Origin of the sequence: Streptomyces sp. Je 1-4 4N24 (assembly GCF_026239515.1) — a bacterium.
GTDB classification, from domain to species: domain Bacteria; phylum Actinomycetota; class Actinomycetes; order Streptomycetales; family Streptomycetaceae; genus Streptomyces; species Streptomyces nigrescens.
On record NZ_CP110836.1, the window covers coordinates 6562464 to 6580081 of the forward strand.

A 17618-nucleotide genomic window follows, 5' to 3' on the forward strand; every position below is an offset into this window, starting at 1 on the left:
TCAGGCACCTCCGGTCGTACGGGCCTCGGCGGCGGTCGCGGCGGGGGAGTCGGCGAGGTAGGCCATGGCCTGCTCGGTGCTGCCGTGCTGGGAGGGGTGGTAGGTGCGGCTGAGGTACTGCGGGATGGAGCGGGCCATGGCCCCGGTCGTCGGCAGCGTGCCCCGCCGTCCGGCGCGGACGAACTCCGGGAAGCTCGCCTTCCCGTCGTCCAGGGACGGGTCGTTCGCCATGAAGAAGCGGGTGCCGCGCTGCCACAGGAAGACCAGCGCGGTGAACGCCGTGGCCCAGGTGCGGATCCGCCGCCGGTAGCCGCCGTCCAGATGGACGAAGAGATCGAAGGCCACCGAGCGGTGCTCGACCTCCTCCGCGCCGTGCCAGCGCAGCAGGTCCAGCATCGTCGGATCGGCGCCCTTCGCGTCCAGCGCCCGGGCGTTGAGCACCCAGTCGCCCAGGAACGCGGTGTAGTGCTCGATGGCGGCGATCAGTGCGACCCGCTCCAGCAGCCACCACCGCCGGGCCCGGCCCGGGGGCAGGGTGCGGTCGCCGAGCAGCTTCTCGAAGAGCCAGTCGACCTGTGCGGTGTACGGGGCCGGGTCCAGCCCCTGCTCCTTGAGGTGCGGCAGCACCTCGTCGTGCGCCTGCGAGTGCATCGCCTCCTGGCCGATGAACCCGATCACGTCCTCCCGCAGCCGGGGGTCGCGGATGTACGGCAGCACCTGCTTGTAGACGTGCACGAACCAGCGCTCACCGGCCGGCAGCAGCAGATGCAGGACGTTGATGGTGTGGGTGCTGAACGGGTCGCCCGGTATCCAGTGCAACGGGGTGTCCGCCCAGTCGAAGGCGACGTTGCGGGCCTTCAGCGGGGTGTGCTCGGACGCGGCCGGCTGGGGCCGCAACGAGGCCGTATTAGACATGGCGTCAATGTACTGACAGGTAAGGAGCGCCGGTACCCCTCGGACGGGGAAACCTCAGGGGGCGGGCCGGGAGTCCGCGGGGCGCTCCTCGTCACCGGTGAGCAGCCGGTCGAGGTCCATCACCGGCCGCAGCGCGCCCAGCAGCGCGCCGACGCACATCTCCCGCAACTCGGTGCGGCTGAACGTCTGATGCGTCAGCCAGTCCACGCAGAGCGTGCGGACGAACACCAGCCAGCCCATCAGTGCCGCCGACACCGGCTCCCCGGGGCCGTCGCCGAGCCCGGTGGAGTCGAGCAGCCGCCGTCGCAGCTCGGTCAGCTCGTCGGTGATGACGGTCTGGATCACCGGGTCCCCGGCGAGCACCCGGTTGGCCGCGAGCACGGTGTTCCGGTTCGCGGCGAAGTAGTCGATGTGTGCGTCGAGTCCGGCGCGCAGCTGCTCGCCCACGGGGCGGGCCGGATCGAGTTCCGTGCGGGTCAGCAGCCGGTCCGCGGCCTGCTGGTAGACCGCGGCGAACAGATCGCGCTTGTTCGGGAAGTAGCGGTACAGCAGGGCGCGGGAGATGCCGGCCCGTTCGGCGATCTCCTCCATGAACACCTCGTCGTACGGCTTCGCCGCGAAGAGCTGCGCTCCGGTGTCGAGCAGCTGGCTGCGGCGCTCGGCGGGGTCGAGCCTGCGGCGTGGGGGCATGGCCACAGGTTACTTGACACCTGTCCAGTAACGGCCGTACGTTCCCGGCCAGTAGACAGGCATCTACTAACGGGGAAAGGAGACCGGGCCATGGCCGGACTTCTCAAGTGGCTGGCGCTGGCGATGGGCGCCGCCTGTGTGGCGATCGGCGCATTCCACTTCGCCCTCGGCATCGACTCGGTACCGGGGGAGGGCTCGGCGGGCGCCACCGTCGACAGCCGGGAGCGGTACTACGGGGCGGTCTTCCTCGGCTACGGCCTCGCCTGGATATGGGCGGCGCGGCAGTCGCCGATCCCGGCCACGGCGGTGCGGTGGCTCGCCGGCATCTTTCTGCTCGGCGGCCTCGGCCGACTGCTGTCGATGGCCGTCCACGGATCGCCGCAGGAGTTCCAGACCGCCCTGACCGTCCTCGAACTCGCCCTGCCGCCACTGTACTTCTGGCTGGCCACCGCCGACGAGCGAGCGGCGGCGGCCCGTCCTTCGCCGCGGCGGGCCGAGCGCGTGCATCTCTAGGCCGGAGACCCTCTAGCCCAGCGCCCCGATCCGCCGCCCGTTCGCCAGTCGGCCCGTCAGCTCCGCCCGTTGGCCCGCCTTCGCCGGGACCGCCAGCAGCCGTCCGGTCATCTGGCCGGGGACCCCGCCGGTCGCCGTGAGCGAGGTGACCTGGCTGCTGCCCGCGGCCAGTAGCCACCAGCGTTTGTCGGCGGCCTTCCACAGCACCCCGGCCAGCGCCCGCGGCGCCCGCGGCCCGCAGGCCGTACCGCCCTCGGCGCGCGCCGCGACCGTGCCCGGTGCATACGGCCGGCCGGCCGGTGCCGGCGTCTGGATCTGCGCCATCGTCCGGCTGCCCGGCCCGCGCCAGGTCTCGGCGCGGGTGCACAGCCAGGCAGCGGTGCCCGCGCCGCCGGGCAGCGGCTGCCGGGCGAACTCCCAGGAGTTGACCGCACGGACCCCCTGGCCGCGGACCACGGCCAGCTGGCAGGCCGTACGCGCCCACGCCGTGCGGGCCTTCGGGGTGGTCACGTCACCGGGCTTGCGCGGGCTGCCGTACGTCAGCCGCGCCGGGATCAGCTCCCCCAGGTCGGTCAGCAGCCGGCCGCCCATCCGCAGCGCCGGCCAGGTGGTGCACTGCGCGGTGGGCTGCGTCGTGGGCACCGGGTCGGTCACCCCGCCCGCCCCGACCGTCACCGGCTGGTCCACCGCCTCCGGCTTGACCAGGTCGACCAGCCGGGCCGACTTCACCCAAGGGGCGGTCAGATAGCGCACATTGCCCTGCGTACGGCTCACGACCAGCGCACTCGCCGAAGCCGCCGTCGCGCCGTCCGTACGCGCGAAGTCCAGCGCCGCGCCCGTGCCGTCGCTCTGCCCCTCGCCGTCCGCCGCCTCCGCATAGCGCACCACCCGCAGGCCGTCGTGGAAGAGCACCACCACGGCGTGGTTCACCGCACCCGCGAACAGCAGCTGGGCCGGACCGGCCGCCGGGCCTGCCGGGGTGCCGGGGGTCGCCGAGACCTGCACCCCGGCCCCCGGCCTGGCCCACACGGCCAGTGCCCGCCGCAGCAGCGCCCGGTCGTGGATCCGGTCGCCGCGGGCGGGCCAGGCGGAGAAGTCCTGCCGGGCGGCGTTCTTCCAGGCGGTCGCGGGGGTCACCGTCAACTTGCCCGGGTTCAGGGCCGCTTCGGCCGCGGCGTTCTGCGCATACGGCGGGGCGGCGGCGCCGTCCGGGCCCCAGCCCTCGCCCGGCATCCCCAGCAGCGCCCCGCACACCAGCACGGCCGCGCCCGCCGCCAGCAGCGCCCGGCCGTGCTGCCGCCGCCGGATCAGATCCGTCGGCCTGGCCTGCAGCGCACAGGGGTCGAACTCCGCCGACTCCAGCAGCGAACGGTCCCGGCTGCCGGCCGGTGTCGTGGCCCGCTCCGCCTCGTCCAGCGCCTCCCGGGGGTGCGCCACCCCGGCCGCCTCCAGCACCCGGCGGGTCTCCGGTGCGCTCAGCCGCTCCAGATCGCGCAGCACGAACGCCGCCCGGCCCGGCCCGGACAGCGCCGACAGCGCCTGGTCCAGCGCCAGTTCATCGGCGCCGCCGGAGCGCGGGAAGAGCCGCAGGCCCCACACCTGGGGGAGCAGCGGCGGCAGCGGCAGCCACCGGCGCGTCCGCCCGCCGGCCAGGGCGGCCCGCAGGACCCGCAGCCGGACGAAGGCGTAGCCGGGGTCGATCGCCGCGTCCGCGCCGGTGCGCTGGGCGGGCAGCCCGAGCCCGCGGGTGGAACTGCGCTGGCGCGGCAGGGCCCGCTGCACCACTCCATGGGCGGACAGCACCCGGCGGCTGCGGCTCTGGCCGGGCGGCAGTACGAGATAGGCCAGCCGGACCAGCCGGGGGTAGTGCTCCACCAGCGCCGCCTCGGCCTGCTCGACGTCGATGACGTCACCGAAGTCCTCGACGCTGCCGGGGGAGGTGCGCTCCGGGCGCCGGGGTGTCGCCTGCTGCTGTTTCTGCTGCTGCTTCACGTTCGGTGAAACGAGTGAATCCTGTGATGGTCACCGGCCCTCCCGGTACCCCGAGGGGCGGCCGGGAGGGCCGGTGGAGGCTGCCGGGACCGGCGGCTTCAGCGCTGGAGGTCGAACTCCCCGTCCCGTGCGCCGAGGACGAAGGCCCGCCACTCCGCCTCGGTGTAGCGCAGCACCACATCGGGGTCCGTGGAGTTGCGCATGGCCACCGCGCCCCGCTCCAGGAAGGCGATCTCCACGGCTTCCTCGGAGTCGCCGGGGGCGCGCTGCCAGGTGGCGTCGGAGATGTCGAGGGCGTAGAGCCACTCCTTCTCAGCTGCGGCACTCATACCGTGATCCCCTCGCTCGTGGTCCGTTCCCGGCTCAGCGTACGCGGCGCTCAGGCGAGCTTCCAGCGGCGGAATGCGGCCGTCCCGCCGTCCCCGGTGGCCGAGTTGGCGGCGGACTGGTGCAGCCCGGTGTCCTGCCGGGCGGCGGCGCCGGGGACGGTGACGGTGGCGATCTCGCGCCAGGTCGCGCCGTCGTCGGTGGAGCAGGCGCCGGTGTAGGTACCGGAGCCCGCGGTGTCCTTGCCGCGGGTCAGCCGGAGCAGTACGGGCGCGGTGATGCCGGTGAGCCGCCGGTAGGTGTCCAGGGTGCCGTCGCCGTTGGCGTCGTAGGACAGCACCACGCCGTTGGCGGGCGTCACGGACAGATTGAGGAAGCCGAGGGCGTCCGCGGAGCCCGGGGCGGAGGCGGTGAGGCGGTTGCGGACGACGATGCCGGCGCGGGCCCAGGGGCCGGTCGGGTCCTGGGCGGTCACCTCGACGGTGACCGCGCCGCCGGCGGTGAGGGCGTCCGGCCGGTAGACCGCGCCGAACTCGGCGGTGGCCTTCCACAGGTCCGCGCCCGCGCCATGGATGGCGAAGCGGTCGTCCAACTGGCCGAAAACCGCCGCATTGGTGGTGACCGTCCGCAGCGCCGGGTCCAGCGGCCCCGCCACGAACAGGGTGCCGTGCCGTGCCGTACGGACCCGCGGTGCGCCCTGCGGGCCGTAGTCGACGGTGAGGTCGTAGGGGAGGGGACGCAGCGGGGTCTCCAGGGGGCCGGGCGGGGCGGTGACCCGCCAGTGGGCGCGGCCGGTGCCGCCGGGCGGGACCGAGGGCAGCGACACCGGGCCCGACGCGGTGGCCTCGACACCGGCCAGCGCGAAGTCCACCCGGCCGGTCGCCCGCAGCCCGTTGACGTTGCGCAGCGCCGCGGTGACCGTGGCCCGGCCGCCCGGCGGCAGCGCGGCCGGGTCGGCGGTGACCGTGAGGGTGCCCTGGTAGGGGGCCTTGGCGAGGGTGTCGTGGACCCGCCGCGCGGTGCGGTACGCGTCGGTCGTCGGGCGCAGCGGATGGCTGGTGCGGGCGCGGGTCCAGGGCTCCTCCGTGGCGTACCAGTCGAAGGTCTTCGGCGGCCGGTCCGCCGCCAGGGCGTCCGCGAGCTCGTCCAGATACGCCTGCCACTGCGGGAGATGGACCTCGCCGATCAGGCCGTGCCAGTCGCGGTTGGCGTAGTTGGCGAGCGAACCGCCGTCGGCGGTGGCCCGGTCCGCCCAGGTGGTGATCAGCGCCCGGGCGCTGTGCTCCAGCCGCGCCTCCTCCTCGGGGCCGGCCGCCATGGCCCGGGCGTCCGCCAGCCACGGCCCCAGCAGGAACTGCCGGTGGGCGCCGGTGACCTCGTCGCTGAGCCGCATCAGCCGCAGCCAGAGTTCGGACAGCGCACGGAAGGTGTCCCGGTCCTTGTGCCGGTAGGCGTCCTGGAGCTGCCCGATCAGCTGCCAGGACCGGTTGGCCAGGGCCTGCCGGGCGGCGTCCGTCAGGTCGTGGCGGTAGGCGTCGCTGCCGCGCAGCGCGGGGCGGACCGCGAGCAGCGCGGCGAACGCGGTGTCGAAGGCCGCCGGGTCGAAGGCCGGGGTGTGGGTGGCGTAGACGGTGCCGGAGCGGGCGGCCAGGTTCGGGCGGGCGGCGAAGACCGAGTCGTGCGGGCGGCCGTCCTTGCTGGAGATCGCGTACGTGCTGGTGCGCAGCGCGGCGAACGCGGCGCGGGCGTGGTCGTCGGGGGCGCCGTAGCGGAGGTCGGCATAGCCGTCGAACCACGCGGTGCGGTCCACCGGGCGCTCCCGCCAGGCCAGTTCGCCGAACAGCTCGCACGCGGCCGGGTCGCGCTCGGCGGCCTCCGGCATGTACGCGGTCCCGACGAGCCGGCTGCCCGGCTTGTCGCGCCAGGCCGTGAAGCGCTCGGCCCAGATGTGGGTCTTGGCACCGAGGGTGGTGCGGCCGCCGAAGTTGGGGATGCTGCCGAAGGCGTACGGCACCCCGCCCCAGTCCCGCTCCCGGTCGGTGACCGTGTCCAGGTCGCTGAGGCCGTCCACGATCAGCATCCGGTCGCGGTCGACGGCGTCCAGCAGAGCGCGCCGCGGGTTGTCCTGCCAGCCCAGGATCACCCAGGTCGCACCGGGGCGGGCGGTGCGAAGCGCCTTCTCGACCGCGCGGGCGGCGTCCGGCACCGGCACGTCACCGGGGTCGCCGCCCTCGTGCAGCAGATCCATCTTGAAGTGGTCTGCGGGGCCCAGGAGTTGCTCCTGGTGGCGGTAGAAGGCGGCGGCGACGGCGGCGAAGACCTCGGTGCGCGGATCGAGCCAGTCGGGGCGCTTGAGGCCCGACCAGGTGCCCTGCGGGACGGTCCTGGCCCCGGGGTTGCGGGCGGCGAAACCGTCCGGGACGGTGCCGAAGTAGCCCGGAAGTACGGGATGCATGCCCAGCTCGCGCAGCCGGCCGGTGATCCTGCGACCCAACTCGGCTCGTTTGGCGATCAGTTCGGGGCTGGTGGGGCCGCCGTAGCCGCTCATGTTCTGCAGCAGCCACCACGGCTGGTGCGAGGGTGCCGGGAGCCAGCCGCGGGCCTCGGCGTCGGAGTAGCCGAATCCGGTCAGCAGCCGGTGGTAGACGGCCTCGGTGCCGGGGGTGACCAGCACCTCGTTCACCCCGCGCATCGCCAGTGCATCGATCAGCCGCTCCCAGCGCGGCCAGTCCGCGTACGGGGCGGTGTAGCCGTCGTGGGTGTCGTTGAGGGCGAAGCGGTGCGGCAGCGAGGTGGCCCGCTCAACGGGGGCGGCCGGGGCGGGCAGCCGGGCGGGCAGCTCCACCTGGCCGCCGGCCCACGACAGATGGGCCCGGCAGGTGTATTTGAGGTACCAGTTGACGCCGGTCAGCAGCACCGCGGGAGTGGTCCCGCAGACCGTGATGCGGCCGGTCCGGCCCGTCACCCGGAAGCGGTCGCCGTCGCCGTCCGGGGCCAGCGGCACCAGCGCGAACTGGTCGGCGTGCCGCGGCAGCAGCCGGGCCAGCGCCGCCCGTGCCGGTGCGGTGTCGTACGCGGGTTCCCGCTCCTGGCGCCGGGCGGACGGCGGCGCCCCGGAGGCGGCAGCGGGGGCGGCCCCGCCGAACGCCGCCCCGGCGCCGATCGCTCCGGCGGTTCCCAACAGTGCGCGTCGTGACGGTCGGCTCACGTGTGCCCCCAGTGCTCGGTGCTCACAACGGTCCCGTGCGCAGGGCACGCTAACGGCCGGTCAGCCGCAGTCCAAGTAGGCCGGCACCGCCGGCACCCGCCGGCCTCGTCCTCCGACGGCGGCAGCAGCGCCGGCAGCATGCCCGCCGTGGCATCCACCGGCAGCATGCCCGCCGTGGCATCCACCGGCAGCCGGAGCAGCTCCCGCCAGGTCGCCGGATCCCGCAGCGTGCCCGCACACCGCCGCGCCTGTCCGACCGGCCCGTACGCCGGACCGGCGGGGAACGGACGGTAGGCCGCGGGAATCCGCACCCGGCCAGGTCGTGGCCCCACACCCGGCGCAGAGGGGCATACCCCCGGGCCCGGAACAGCACGACCGGCGTGGTGAGGAGGCCCACCCCGACGACGATCAGCGCCGGCGACGCCACGATCAGCACGAACAGCGTGACCGGCCCCAGCTCCGCGGCGAGCGCGCGCCCCAGCCCCGGGCCGCGGCGACCAGTGTTCTGCGGACCCTCATCCGTTCGCTCCCTGGGCTTCACGCGCCCGGCCGTCGGACCCGGGAACAGTCTGCCGCGTAGAGAAGGGCCAGGTCATGGGGTTACGTCCCCGGCTGGGGTGCACCCGGCACCACCGTGAAGCGCACCGCCCGCCGCAGCCCCACTGGCCCCTGCCGTCTCCACCGCCCCGTCGACTCCCACAGCCTCCCCACTCCCCAAGGAGGGCTCTCATGAGCATGGCATCGACCGCGTCCGCCGCCGTCCCCCGCACCGCTTCGACCCCCGCACCGGCAGCCGCCCCCGCCGCCCCCGCCGACCCCGGCTACACCGCGGAGATCGCCGACACCCGCGCACAGATCCGCGCCGCACAACGCCTGCGCCACCAGGTCTTCGCCGGGGAGATGGGCGCGACCCTGCACTCCCCGCTGGCCGGCCACGACATCGACGCCGTCGACGAGCTCGCCGACCACCTCATCGTCACCCACACCGCCACCGGCGACGTGGTCGGCACCTACCGGCTGCTGCCGCCCGGCCGCAGCCCGCGGCTGTACTCCGACGGCGAGTTCGACCTCGGCGCCCTGGCGGAGCTGCGCCCCTCCCTCATCGAGGCCGGCCGCTCCTGTGTGCACCCCGCGCACCGCAGCGGCGCGGTCATGACCCAGATGTGGGCCGCCCTGGCCCGCTACACCCTGCTCTCCGGCCACCGTTACCTCGCCGGCTGCGCCTCCGTCCCGCTCGCCGACGGCGGCACCGCCGCCGCTCACGCCTGGGAACTGGGCCGGACCCGCTACGCCGCACCGCCCGAGCTCCAGGTCACCCCGCACCACCCCTGGCACACCACGCTCCCCGTCCCCGAGCGCCCCAGTCTCGCCCAGCTGCCGCCGCTGCTCCGCGGCTATCTGCGCATCGGCGCCGTCATCTGCGGCGCGCCCGCCCACGACCCCGAGTTCGAGGTCGCCGATTTCTTCGTTGTCCTGGACATGGAACGGCTCGGCGACCGCTACCGGCGCTACTTCCTGGGGGAGCGGTGAACGGCCCCTTCGACGTCCGGTCCGACTGCACCCCGGACTGCGCGGCGCACGCCCTGCCGCGGGTACCGGCGACCCAGATCGCCCGCCGCGGCGCCGCGTTCGCCCGCAGCGTGCGGCGGGCGCTGACGGACGGCGAGCGGATGGCCGAGCCGGGACGGCTGCGGACCCACGCCCGCGCGCTGCTCGACGCGCTCGGTATCCACGTCGAGGGCGCGGCCCCGCTCACCGTCGGGGACGGCCCCGGCACCCTCGTCGTCGTCAACCACATCTCCTGGCTCGACATCCTCGCCCTGCTGGCCGTCGAACCGGTCACCCTGCTCGCCAAGCGCGAGGTCGGCGGCTGGCCGGTCGTCGGCGGCCTCGCGCGCCGAGCCGGTACGCACTTCATCGACCGCACTCACCCCCGCCGGCTGCCGCACACCGTGCGGGAGGTGTCCGAACTGCTGGGCGCCGGACGGTCGGTGGCGGTCTTCCCGCAGGCCACCACCTGGTGCACGGCCGAGGCGGGCACCTTCCGCCGGGCCACCTTCCAGGCCGCCCTCGACGCGGGTGCGCCGGTCCGTCCGGTGACCCTCGGCTACACCCAGCAGGGCCTGCCCAGCACGGTCGCCGCGTTCTGCGGGGAGGACACCTTCGCGGGCTCGCTGCGCCGGGTGCTCGCCGCCCGTGCCCTGACCGTACGGGTCACCGCCCATCCGGCGCTGACGCCGTGGGACGGGGGCCTGGACCGGCGGGAGTTGGCGGCGCTGGCGGCCCGGGCGGCACTGGGCGGCCGCCCGGTGACGGCGGCGACGGGCAGCGGCGCGGCGCGGCCGGCCGCCGCGCCTGGGCCCGCCGCGCCGGTGCCGCACGCCCCGTCGCGGGACGCTCCGGCCCATGTTTGAGCAGCTGGACCAGCTGTCCGCGCCCCTGCAGGGCATGCTGGGCTCGCCCTGGCTGTGGCTGGTCGTTCTGCTGGTGTCCGGTCTCGATGCGCTGCTGCCGTTCATGCCGAGCGAGACCACGGTCGTCCTGGTCGCCGTGCTCATCGGCCCCGACCCGTCGCTGCTCGCCCTGCTGGCGGGTGTCGCGGCGGCCGGGGCGCTGGCCGGGGACTGTCTCGGCTACGCCGTGGGGCGGTACGCGGGCCCGCGCGCGAGCGCCCGGCTGCTGCGCGGTGAGCGCGGCCGGGCCCGGCACCTCAGGGCCCGCGCCAGGGTCGAACGGAACGCCGCGCTGCTCATCATCGCGGGCCGTTTCGTGCCCGGCGGCCGGGTGGTCGCCGCCCTGTCCACGGGCAGTGTCCGCTTCCCGCTGCGCCGCTTCGTGGTGCTGGACGCGGTGGGTGCGGGCATCTGGGCGCTGGGCAGCGCGGCGCTCGGCGGGCTGGGCGGTGCCGCGCTCACCGACTCCCCGGCCAAAGGGATGCTGCTGGTCTCCGGCATCGGGCTGGCGGCGGCATGCGGTGCGGGATATCTGCACCGGCGGGGCGCCACCGCGGACCGGGGTACGCCGAAGCGCTGCGGTCCCCGTGCGGGAGCGGCGTCCGGCCGGGCGGGGGAGCGGCTCCCCGCCCGGCCGGGCCTGCGGCGGCGGCAGGAGGGTGTCTGACCCGGCCTCAGATGCTCGGCACGTACTTGTAGCCGACCCGCCGCACCGTCACGATCGACGACCGGTGCTCGGCGCCCAACTTGCGGCGCAGCCGGGCGACATGGACGTCGACGGTGCGGCCGTCACCGACGTGCCCGTAGCCCCACACCGTGGTCACCAGCTGGTCGCGGGTGTGCACCCGGTGCGGATGCGCGACCAGATGGGCCAGCAGCTCGAATTCGAGGTAGGTCAGGTCCAGCGGCCGGTCCTGGACCTGCGCGGTGCGCTGTTCGGGGTCGATGCGTACGAGCGCGTCGCCGGCCGTCGCGGGCGCCTCGGGCCCGGCGGCCGGCTGCGGAGCGGTGGCGGCGGCCTGCTCGGCCGGGACGAGGACGAGATAGCCGACCATCGGCGGGTGGCCGGGCAGCGCGGGCAGGCTGTGCGGGGGCGCGGGGAGCCAGGTCGCGCCGGAGTCCAGCAGCTCGGCGACCGAAGCGGCGGTCCGGTGCGCGGCGACTGCGTCCGGGGTGGTGGCGGGTGACGGGAGGGTCTCGTCGGGTGTCACGGCGCGCAGCCGGTGGCGGTGGGCGTGCGGTGCGGGAGCGGCAGGCAGGGGAGCCGTCGCGGAACCGGCGGTCAGGGTACGGAGGTTCGTCATCAGGGGTCAGCTCTTTCGCGCAGAGGGGCGTCGGGGACGTCATGCGCGCGGGCAGGGCTAAAGGCGCCGGTCAACGGCGTCGGTGAGGCGTGTGCGGGCCCGCGCTCAGTGCGCGCGGCAACACAGACGGTCGAAGGCGTGCGCCTGCCGGGAGGGCCAGAAAGGCTCGAGGTCGCTGCGACCTGTCGCGGTGTCGGTGAGGCTGGCCATGGCCCTATTGAACCAGACGGTCGGTGTTCTGTCCCTCGTGCGGAGTGTGCTGTGACGCGATTGCGCCGCGCTGGACCCGTACCGGCGCCGTGAGCAGCGGCGATCCGGGCCCGACTCGGCCTCTCCGCACCGGAGTTGGCGACCGCGCAGCGGGGGAGGGCCATGGCCGGAATCCGATGCGCGGCGCTCCGCCCCCTATGCCTGGCCCGCTCCCGCTCCGTCCCCGCCCGTCCCGCTGCGCATCCCCGCCCCCATCGCCACTCCGAGCACCAGGGCCGCCAGATGCCCGGCGTCGGTGAACGTCCGCCCGCGGCGCAGCACGGGAACGGCCGCCAGCGTCAGCAGACCGGCCGTCGCCGCCGCCCGGACGCCCCGGTGCGGGACGGTCGTGGCAAGGGCGCCCACCGTGGCGTTGAAGCCGTAGCTGGCCCCGACGTCGACGGCCTGCGCGGTCGCGTCCGGCGGGGTGTGCTCGACGGGCCCGTGGGCGGGACGGCCGTGGCCGCGCGCCCGCAGGCCCGCATAGACCAGCAGGCTGGCCCCGATGTGCCCGGCCGCGAACACCCCTGCCGCGCGCCGGACGCCCCATCGCACCTCGGCCGTGCCGAGGGCGGCGAGCAGTGCGGCGCCGTACGGCACCGGCAGGGGATGCTCGACGAACGCCGCGCTGGTGACCAGCGTCCGCCACCGGCCGGCCCGCAGATTGGCGACGTTGGTGGAGTGCGCGCGCAGCAGCTCCGTGCGCCGCCGGCCGGGCAGTCGCGCGGTGGCGTACGCACCGAGCTGTACGGCGCCGACGTACAGCGGCGCGGCCCAGGGCACGGTGGCGCGCCGGACACCCGGAGCGGCACGCCGCAGAAGACCTCCGGGCAGGATCCGCGCTACGGCCTTCGGCATCTCAGGCCCCCGCCGGCAGTCGCTTGCGCCAGTCCAGCGGGGAGACATCGATGACCCGGTCCGGATCGCCGTCCCACTCCACCGGCAGCCCCGCCGCGGAGAGCGCCGCCGCCACCGCCCGCCCGACCTCGGCGCGGTCCGCCCCGGAAGCCTCCCCGTCCTCCGCATAGGCGCCGTACCGGACCGCCAGACCGTGGCCCGCCGCGGCCGACTCGGTGTCCTGGTAGTGGAAGAAGACGAAGCCCCGGTCCCCGTCGGCGCGTTCGGCCGCTATCTCGCCCGGTGCGCAGTTGCTGCAGCAGCTGAAGTGCATCCGCGCGGTCAGCCCCTGGGAGTCCAGCGCGGCGAAGGCCCGCGCGACCCGGTCGGCGTCGGTCACCTCGGGCCACCCCGCCTGCTCGGCGAGCCGCTCCTCCCACAGGCCCGCGACGATCCGCCGTGCCTCGTCCGGCGAAACCGGGGTGCCCTCGGGGTCGAAGGAGTCACAGACGTCCTGCGCGATCTGTGCGAAGTCCCGGAAACCGGAGCGGATGCCCTGACGGGCCCGTTCCTCGGCGGCCGCCCGGGTCTCCGGGGCCAGACCGGGCGTCGCGTACAGATCGACGGGCTGCCAGTCGAGCGCCGTACGCCAGGTCTCCCCGCCGCGCGCCCAGTCCAGGAAGACCTCGACGACCCGCTCGGGGTCGTCGCTGTGCGCCCGGAAGTGCCGCTCCGGCGCGCCGTCGCGGTACTCCACCTGGAACGGCCCGTCGCCGTCCCGCCAGGTCTGCACATAGACATGTGCCTCGTCGGGGCAGCGCCCGACGACCACGAAATGGTCGTCGTCGGCGCCGATCCGGCGCAGCAGCCCGGTGAGTTCCCCGGCGGCCGGGCGGTACCGGACCGGACCGGTCTCGGTCGTGACGGTGATCGCAAGCATGCCCTCAGCCTGCCAGCCGCCACTGACAAACGGCCCGGAGCCGTCGCGTCCGCCGCGGGCCGCAGCGCTCGGCAGGCGGAGGGACGGCGCCGCCCCGGCATGCGGAGGGGCCGGACCATTCCGGCCCGGCCCCGCTCACCCGCTGTACCGCTCTTCCGGCGATGTCAGATCTTCCGGCGGTGTCAGACCTGCTCGCGGCGCGCCAGCTCGGTGCAGCAGGTGTCCACGATCAGCCGGGTGACCACATACGGGTCGACGTTGGCGTTCGGCCGCCGGTCCTCGATGTAGCCCTTCTTCTCGACCTCGACCTGCCAGGGGATGCGCACCGAGGCGCCACGGTCCGAGGCGCCGTAGGAGTACGCGTCCCAGGGGGCGGTCTCGTGCGCACCCGTCAGACGGTCCTCGATGCCGGTGCCGTACTGGCGGACGTGCTCCAGCGGCTTGTCGTCCTGGCCCAGCGCCTCGCAGGCGGTGATGATCGCGTCGTAGCCCTCGCGCATCGCCCGGGTGGAGAAGTTGGTGTGCGCGCCCGCGCCGTTCCAGTCGCCCTTGGCCGGCTTGGCCTCCAGCGACGCGGTGACACCGAAGTCCTCCGCCACGCGGTGCAGCAGCCAGCGCGCCACCCACATGTGGTCCGAGACCTCCAGCGCGGGCAGCGCGCCCACCTGGAACTCCCACTGGCCGGGCATGACCTCGGCGTTGATGCCGGACAGGCCCAGGCCCGCCGCCAGGCACAGGTCGAGGTGCTTCTCGACGATCTCCCGGCCGAAGATCGCGTCGGCGCCCACACCGCAGTAGTAGTCGGCCTGCGGAGCCGGGAAGCCGCCGCCCTCGGGGAAGCCGAGCGGGCGGTCGCCCTTGAGGAAGGTGTACTCCTGCTCGATGCCGAAGATGGCCTCCTGGTCCGCGAACTTCTCCGCGACCGGACGCAGCAGCGCACGGGTGTTGGAGGGGTGCGGGGTGAGGTCGGTGTGCAGCACCTCGCACAGCACCAGCAGGTGGTCGCCGCCGCGGATCGGGTCCGGGCAGCTGAACACCGGCTCCAGTACGAGGTCCGAGGCGTGACCTTCGGCCTGGTTGGTGCTGGAACCGTCGAAGCCCCACCGCGGCAGCTTGCTGCCTCCCCCAGTGCCAAAGGCCTGGGAGGGACCCCCATCCAGAATCTTGGTCTTGGAGCGGAGCTTGGCGGTCGGCTGGGTGCCGTCGATCCAGATGTACTCGGCCTTGATGGTCACGGGGTCCTCTTCACGGTCGGTGCGGGTACGGTGCGGGCGTACTCACGCACTCTCGCAACGCGCCATTTCTCGTCCGTTGCCCGTTTGTGAACCACAGGTTACCGAGCCGGACATCCAGGCTTTTCCAAGGTTGTCTACGCTGCGAGCCTGCGATTACTTGCCTTGATAGGGCTGCCTTCCCGCTTTTTCGGTGTGACGCAGACCTCAGGCGTGCTGCTTCAGCAGCCCCTCGAAGCCCAGGCGTCCGATCCGGCGGGCCAGCTCCTCGACGGTGATCCCCATCGCCTCCGCGGTGCGGCCGAGATGCCACTCGTGCGCCGCGAGCCGGTGCAGCACATGGCCGCGCCGGACCTGCTTTTCGGAGAGCCGGAACGTCTTGAGATAGGCGACCCGCCCCTTTTCGTCCGTGATCGTCTCGCCGATGTGCTGGGTGCGGTGCAGCGCGAACGGCGGCAGGAACCGCGACAGCCGGAACCGGCCCATCCGGTACACCTCCCGCACGTCGTAGGAATCGTCGAGCAGCTCGCCCGCCATCAGGCCGGCATGCTGGGCCGCCCACTCCTGCTGCCGCCGCTCGGCGGCGGACCGCAGCTGGGCGAGCGAGGTGATGTACTCCGCCGCGATCCGGGTCGTGAACTCCGGTACCGGCCCGCCGTAGAGGGCGTAGTGGTACAGCAGCTCCCCGTACAGGTCCTGCAGCAGGGAGGCGTGCAGGGCCCGGTAGTCGTCCGGATGCGGCACCACGAAGGCGGCGGCGAGGGCGTCGGCCACATACAGCAGCACCCCGCACTGCCCCGGATGGATCTCGAAGACCCGCAGCGCGTCGTCGAGACCGGGCACCGCCTCGCCCCGGTACGCCCGCTCCGCACGCGGGGTGAGCCCGTCGTACACCGCCCGGCGGGTCCACTCCTCCCACACGATCGACGGACCGCCGAAATGCAGCGCCAGATAGCCGTCGAGCGCCAGATGGAGCGGCAGGAAACGCAGCGTGCCCGAGGAGCCGCCGGACGGACGGCCCTTGCCCCGTCGCTTCTGGGCGAGTTTGCGCGGAAAGTGCAGTGGCGCACATGCCACCGGGCCGCGCCCCTCGGTCAACTGCGAGCCGTAGGAGGCCGCGGGCGATCCGTCCCCCGTCCAGTCCGCCACGAAGCCGTGCGGAAGGTAGGTGGTGGAGTACGTCGTGTGGCCGTCGGCCCGCACCGTCGCCGGCCCGTCCTCGTAGAGCTCGCGGTGCAGCCGCAGACCGGCGACCGGCTCCGCACGCACCAGCGGGACCAGCCGGACCGCGCCCCACACCTGCGCCGGGCGGACGGTGAGCCCGCTCAGATCCAGCCTGCTCATGCCGTCACACCCGCCTCGTCGGTCTCCTCCGCCAGGAACTGCCGCACCCGGTCGTCCAGATGGGCCCGCAGCTCGGCCAGGCCCGTACGGCCCTCCGCGAACCGCGCGAGCTGCACCAGCGCCGGCAGGTCCTCCGCATCGCGCACCCCGGCCGTCGGCACCGCGGCGGCCAGCCGCCGGACGGCGAAGTCCTCGGCGTCGTAGACCGGGTTGAGATGCACGACGGAGGTCCGGTGCTCCGGGTCGAGCCGGGTCCGCCAGATCCGCAGCACCTCGCCCGCCAGGCCCGGCGGGGCGTTGTCCCACCCGTCGGAGACGATCACCAGCCGCTCCGGTGCGTCCTCCAGTGCCTCCAGCAGCCGCATGCCCAGGGGCGTCGGCCCGTAGGGGTACGCGAGCAGCGCGTCCTGCCGCCCCGACGTCCACCGCGGCAGATAGCACTCCGCCAGCGCCTCCAGCAGGAAGTGGCAGGCCAGCGCGGTCGCCAGCGGACGGCGCCGCTTCTGCCGCGAGCCGGTCGTGGAGAAGCTGTCGTCCAGGACGGCGGCCACCCGGCCCCAGGTCCCGGCCCGCGCCCCCGCCGTACGCCGCGCCGCGGACCGCAGCGCACCGGTCAGCTCGGCGCGCCGCGCGGCCCGGTCGTCGAGCGACAGCCCGAGGACGTACGAGGCGAGCCGGGTCAGCGGCATCCCGCGCAGATCGGTGGGCACCTCGGCGCGGTGCGCACGGGCCGACTCCTGTACCCGCAGCCGCTCCAGCCGGGTCATCCGCGGCGCGATGCGCTCCAGGAAGGCGCGGCGGCCGATGCCGTGCTTCGCGGCGAACCCCTCGGCGACGGTGAACGGCAGCTCGTACAGGGCGCCCTGCTCGTAGTGGGCCCGCCGCCAGGCGTCCAGCAGCGGGGTGTCGAACCGTGTGCGGCGGCCCGGCGCGAAGAGGAAGTCGCCCAGCTCGCCGTCGCCGCCCTTCCGCTCGCCGCCACGCCCGCCGGTCAGTGGCAGATGCGCATGCCGCGCCGCGCACTTGAGGCCGGCGCGGTACTTCACCGCGTCCAGCGCCGGGTCCGGGCGCGCGGCGAGCCAGTCGCGCATGATCGCGCGGGTGCGCCGGTTGTTGACCTTGGCGGCGCGCAGCGCACGGAAGAGACGGTAGACGCGGGGCGCCGGCAGCCGCGCCAGCCGGGCCGCGATCAGCCGCCCCTCGCTGCGCCGCTCCTGCGCCGTCGCCTCGCCCGCCGTCTCCAGCAGCCCGCGCACGATCAGCGCCGCATTGTGGTCGTTGATGTCCAGCGCCAGCGAAGCGGCATACAGGGGGCGGTAGTTGATGCGTACGTACGCATGCAGAAAGTCCAGCGACAGCTGCTGCTCCTGCGCGCCCGAGTGGAACTCCCGCTGCCCGGTGGACGTGATCGCGGCATGCACGAACAGCAGTACGTCCTCGGCCGCCACCAGATCCGCGGAGCTCTGCACGCGGCCCTCCCCCGTCCGTCGTCGGATGCCGGCCGGGGAATGGGGGCACGAGCAGCGAATCGTTGCTTTGCAGAGCAGGTCCGGAAGTCGCACCGGAGTCCCGCGGCCGGCCGGTGCAACGTAACACCGGCCGGGCGGGCGGGGC

General features: G+C 74.5%; 15 protein-coding genes. 4 read left to right on the forward strand and 11 right to left on the reverse strand.

What is annotated here, in order from left to right; all coding sequences use genetic code 11:
- Together SLV14N_RS28655 and SLV14N_RS28660 are read right to left on the reverse strand one after the other, a co-directional pair.
- Window positions 1-915 carry a metal-dependent hydrolase gene (locus SLV14N_RS28655; RefSeq protein WP_208684765.1) on the reverse strand — a complete coding sequence of 305 codons (915 nt, stop codon included), beginning with the start codon at window positions 913-915 and terminating at the stop codon, window positions 1-3.
- Between the two features lie 54 nt (window positions 916-969).
- Window positions 970-1605, reverse strand: a complete 636-nt coding sequence (locus SLV14N_RS28660; RefSeq protein ID WP_208684767.1) for a TetR/AcrR family transcriptional regulator — start codon at window positions 1603-1605, stop codon at window positions 970-972.
- Between the two features lie 90 nt (window positions 1606-1695).
- On the opposite strand from SLV14N_RS28660, the gene SLV14N_RS28665 reads away from it, so the two are divergent.
- Complete coding sequence (locus SLV14N_RS28665; RefSeq protein WP_263271662.1) at window positions 1696-2118, forward strand: DUF4345 domain-containing protein; 423 nt, start codon at window positions 1696-1698, stop codon at window positions 2116-2118.
- A 12-nt stretch (window positions 2119-2130) separates the two neighbouring features.
- On the opposite strand, the gene SLV14N_RS28670 is transcribed toward SLV14N_RS28665, so the two are convergent.
- The 3 genes from SLV14N_RS28670 to SLV14N_RS28680 form a co-directional block, all read right to left on the reverse strand.
- A complete protein-coding gene (locus SLV14N_RS28670; RefSeq protein WP_263271663.1) occupies window positions 2131-4110 on the reverse strand; it encodes a hypothetical protein in 1980 nt (659 codons plus the stop codon).
- A gap of 98 nt (window positions 4111-4208) precedes the next feature.
- Entirely contained in the window at window positions 4209-4439 is a 231-nt protein-coding gene (locus SLV14N_RS28675) for a DUF397 domain-containing protein (RefSeq protein ID WP_018090162.1), read from the reverse strand.
- A gap of 50 nt (window positions 4440-4489) precedes the next feature.
- Complete coding sequence (locus SLV14N_RS28680; protein ID WP_263271664.1) at window positions 4490-7645, reverse strand: alpha-N-acetylglucosaminidase; 3156 nt, start codon at window positions 7643-7645, stop codon at window positions 4490-4492.
- Window positions 7646-8374: 729 nt separating this feature from the next.
- On the opposite strand from SLV14N_RS28680, the gene SLV14N_RS28685 reads away from it, so the two are divergent.
- Genes SLV14N_RS28685 through SLV14N_RS28695 form a run of 3 tightly spaced genes read left to right on the forward strand, consistent with a single transcriptional unit; the run spans window position 8375 to window position 10765 of the window.
- Entirely contained in the window at window positions 8375-9175 is an 801-nt protein-coding gene (locus tag SLV14N_RS28685; RefSeq protein ID WP_263271665.1) for a GNAT family N-acetyltransferase, read from the forward strand.
- Window positions 9172-10059 (forward strand): 1-acyl-sn-glycerol-3-phosphate acyltransferase, encoded by an 888-nt coding sequence (locus SLV14N_RS28690; RefSeq protein WP_208684783.1) that lies wholly within the window; start codon window positions 9172-9174, stop codon window positions 10057-10059. Before SLV14N_RS28685 ends, SLV14N_RS28690 begins: the two co-directional genes overlap by 4 nt.
- Window positions 10052-10765, forward strand: coding sequence for a DedA family protein (locus SLV14N_RS28695; RefSeq protein WP_208684785.1), 714 nt, complete (start codon window positions 10052-10054; stop codon window positions 10763-10765). The genes SLV14N_RS28690 and SLV14N_RS28695 overlap by 8 nt, the downstream gene beginning before the upstream one ends.
- 7 nt (window positions 10766-10772) lie before the next feature.
- Here SLV14N_RS28695 and SLV14N_RS28700 read toward each other — a convergent pair whose 3' ends face one another.
- The 6 genes from SLV14N_RS28700 to SLV14N_RS28725 form a co-directional block, all read right to left on the reverse strand.
- Window positions 10773-11402 (reverse strand): winged helix-turn-helix domain-containing protein, encoded by a 630-nt coding sequence (locus tag SLV14N_RS28700; protein ID WP_263271666.1) that lies wholly within the window; start codon window positions 11400-11402, stop codon window positions 10773-10775.
- A gap of 405 nt (window positions 11403-11807) precedes the next feature.
- Window positions 11808-12509, reverse strand: a complete 702-nt coding sequence (locus tag SLV14N_RS28705; protein ID WP_263271667.1) for a rhomboid-like protein — start codon at window positions 12507-12509, stop codon at window positions 11808-11810.
- Window position 12510: 1 nt separating this feature from the next.
- A complete protein-coding gene (locus SLV14N_RS28710; RefSeq protein ID WP_263271668.1) occupies window positions 12511-13428 on the reverse strand; it encodes a hypothetical protein in 918 nt (305 codons plus the stop codon).
- A gap of 182 nt (window positions 13429-13610) precedes the next feature.
- The gene (gene glnII, locus SLV14N_RS28715) at window positions 13611-14663 is read right to left on the reverse strand and encodes a glutamine synthetase (RefSeq protein WP_263271669.1); all 1053 of its coding nucleotides are present in this window, start codon (window positions 14661-14663) and stop codon (window positions 13611-13613) included.
- Window positions 14664-14867: 204 nt separating this feature from the next.
- Complete coding sequence (locus tag SLV14N_RS28720) at window positions 14868-16004, reverse strand: hypothetical protein (RefSeq protein ID WP_263271670.1); 1137 nt, start codon at window positions 16002-16004, stop codon at window positions 14868-14870.
- Window positions 16001-17473, reverse strand: a complete 1473-nt coding sequence (locus SLV14N_RS28725; RefSeq protein ID WP_263271671.1) for a hypothetical protein — start codon at window positions 17471-17473, stop codon at window positions 16001-16003. Before SLV14N_RS28725 ends, SLV14N_RS28720 begins: the two co-directional genes overlap by 4 nt.
- Window positions 17474-17618 lie beyond the last annotated feature (145 nt).

Bases quoted from the DNA above. Each gene is read 5' to 3' on its own strand.
- SLV14N_RS28685 (WP_263271665.1), top strand. From the start codon at position 8,375: ATGAGCATGGCATCGACCGCGTCCGCCGCCGTCCCCCGCACCGCTTCG.
- SLV14N_RS28655 (WP_208684765.1), bottom strand. From the start codon at position 915: ATGTCTAATACGGCCTCGTTGCGGCCCCAGCCGGCCGCGTCCGAGCAC.
- SLV14N_RS28695 (WP_208684785.1), top strand. From the start codon at position 10,052: ATGTTTGAGCAGCTGGACCAGCTGTCCGCGCCCCTGCAGGGCATGCTG.
- SLV14N_RS28665 (WP_263271662.1), top strand. From the start codon at position 1,696: ATGGCCGGACTTCTCAAGTGGCTGGCGCTGGCGATGGGCGCCGCCTGT.
- SLV14N_RS28705 (WP_263271667.1), bottom strand. From the start codon at position 12,509: ATGCCGAAGGCCGTAGCGCGGATCCTGCCCGGAGGTCTTCTGCGGCGT.
- SLV14N_RS28675 (WP_018090162.1), bottom strand. From the start codon at position 4,439: ATGAGTGCCGCAGCTGAGAAGGAGTGGCTCTACGCCCTCGACATCTCC.
- SLV14N_RS28710 (WP_263271668.1), bottom strand. From the start codon at position 13,428: ATGCTTGCGATCACCGTCACGACCGAGACCGGTCCGGTCCGGTACCGC.
- SLV14N_RS28660 (WP_208684767.1), bottom strand. From the start codon at position 1,605: ATGCCCCCACGCCGCAGGCTCGACCCCGCCGAGCGCCGCAGCCAGCTG.
- SLV14N_RS28720 (WP_263271670.1), bottom strand. From the start codon at position 16,004: ATGAGCAGGCTGGATCTGAGCGGGCTCACCGTCCGCCCGGCGCAGGTG.
- SLV14N_RS28700 (WP_263271666.1), bottom strand. From the start codon at position 11,402: ATGACGAACCTCCGTACCCTGACCGCCGGTTCCGCGACGGCTCCCCTG.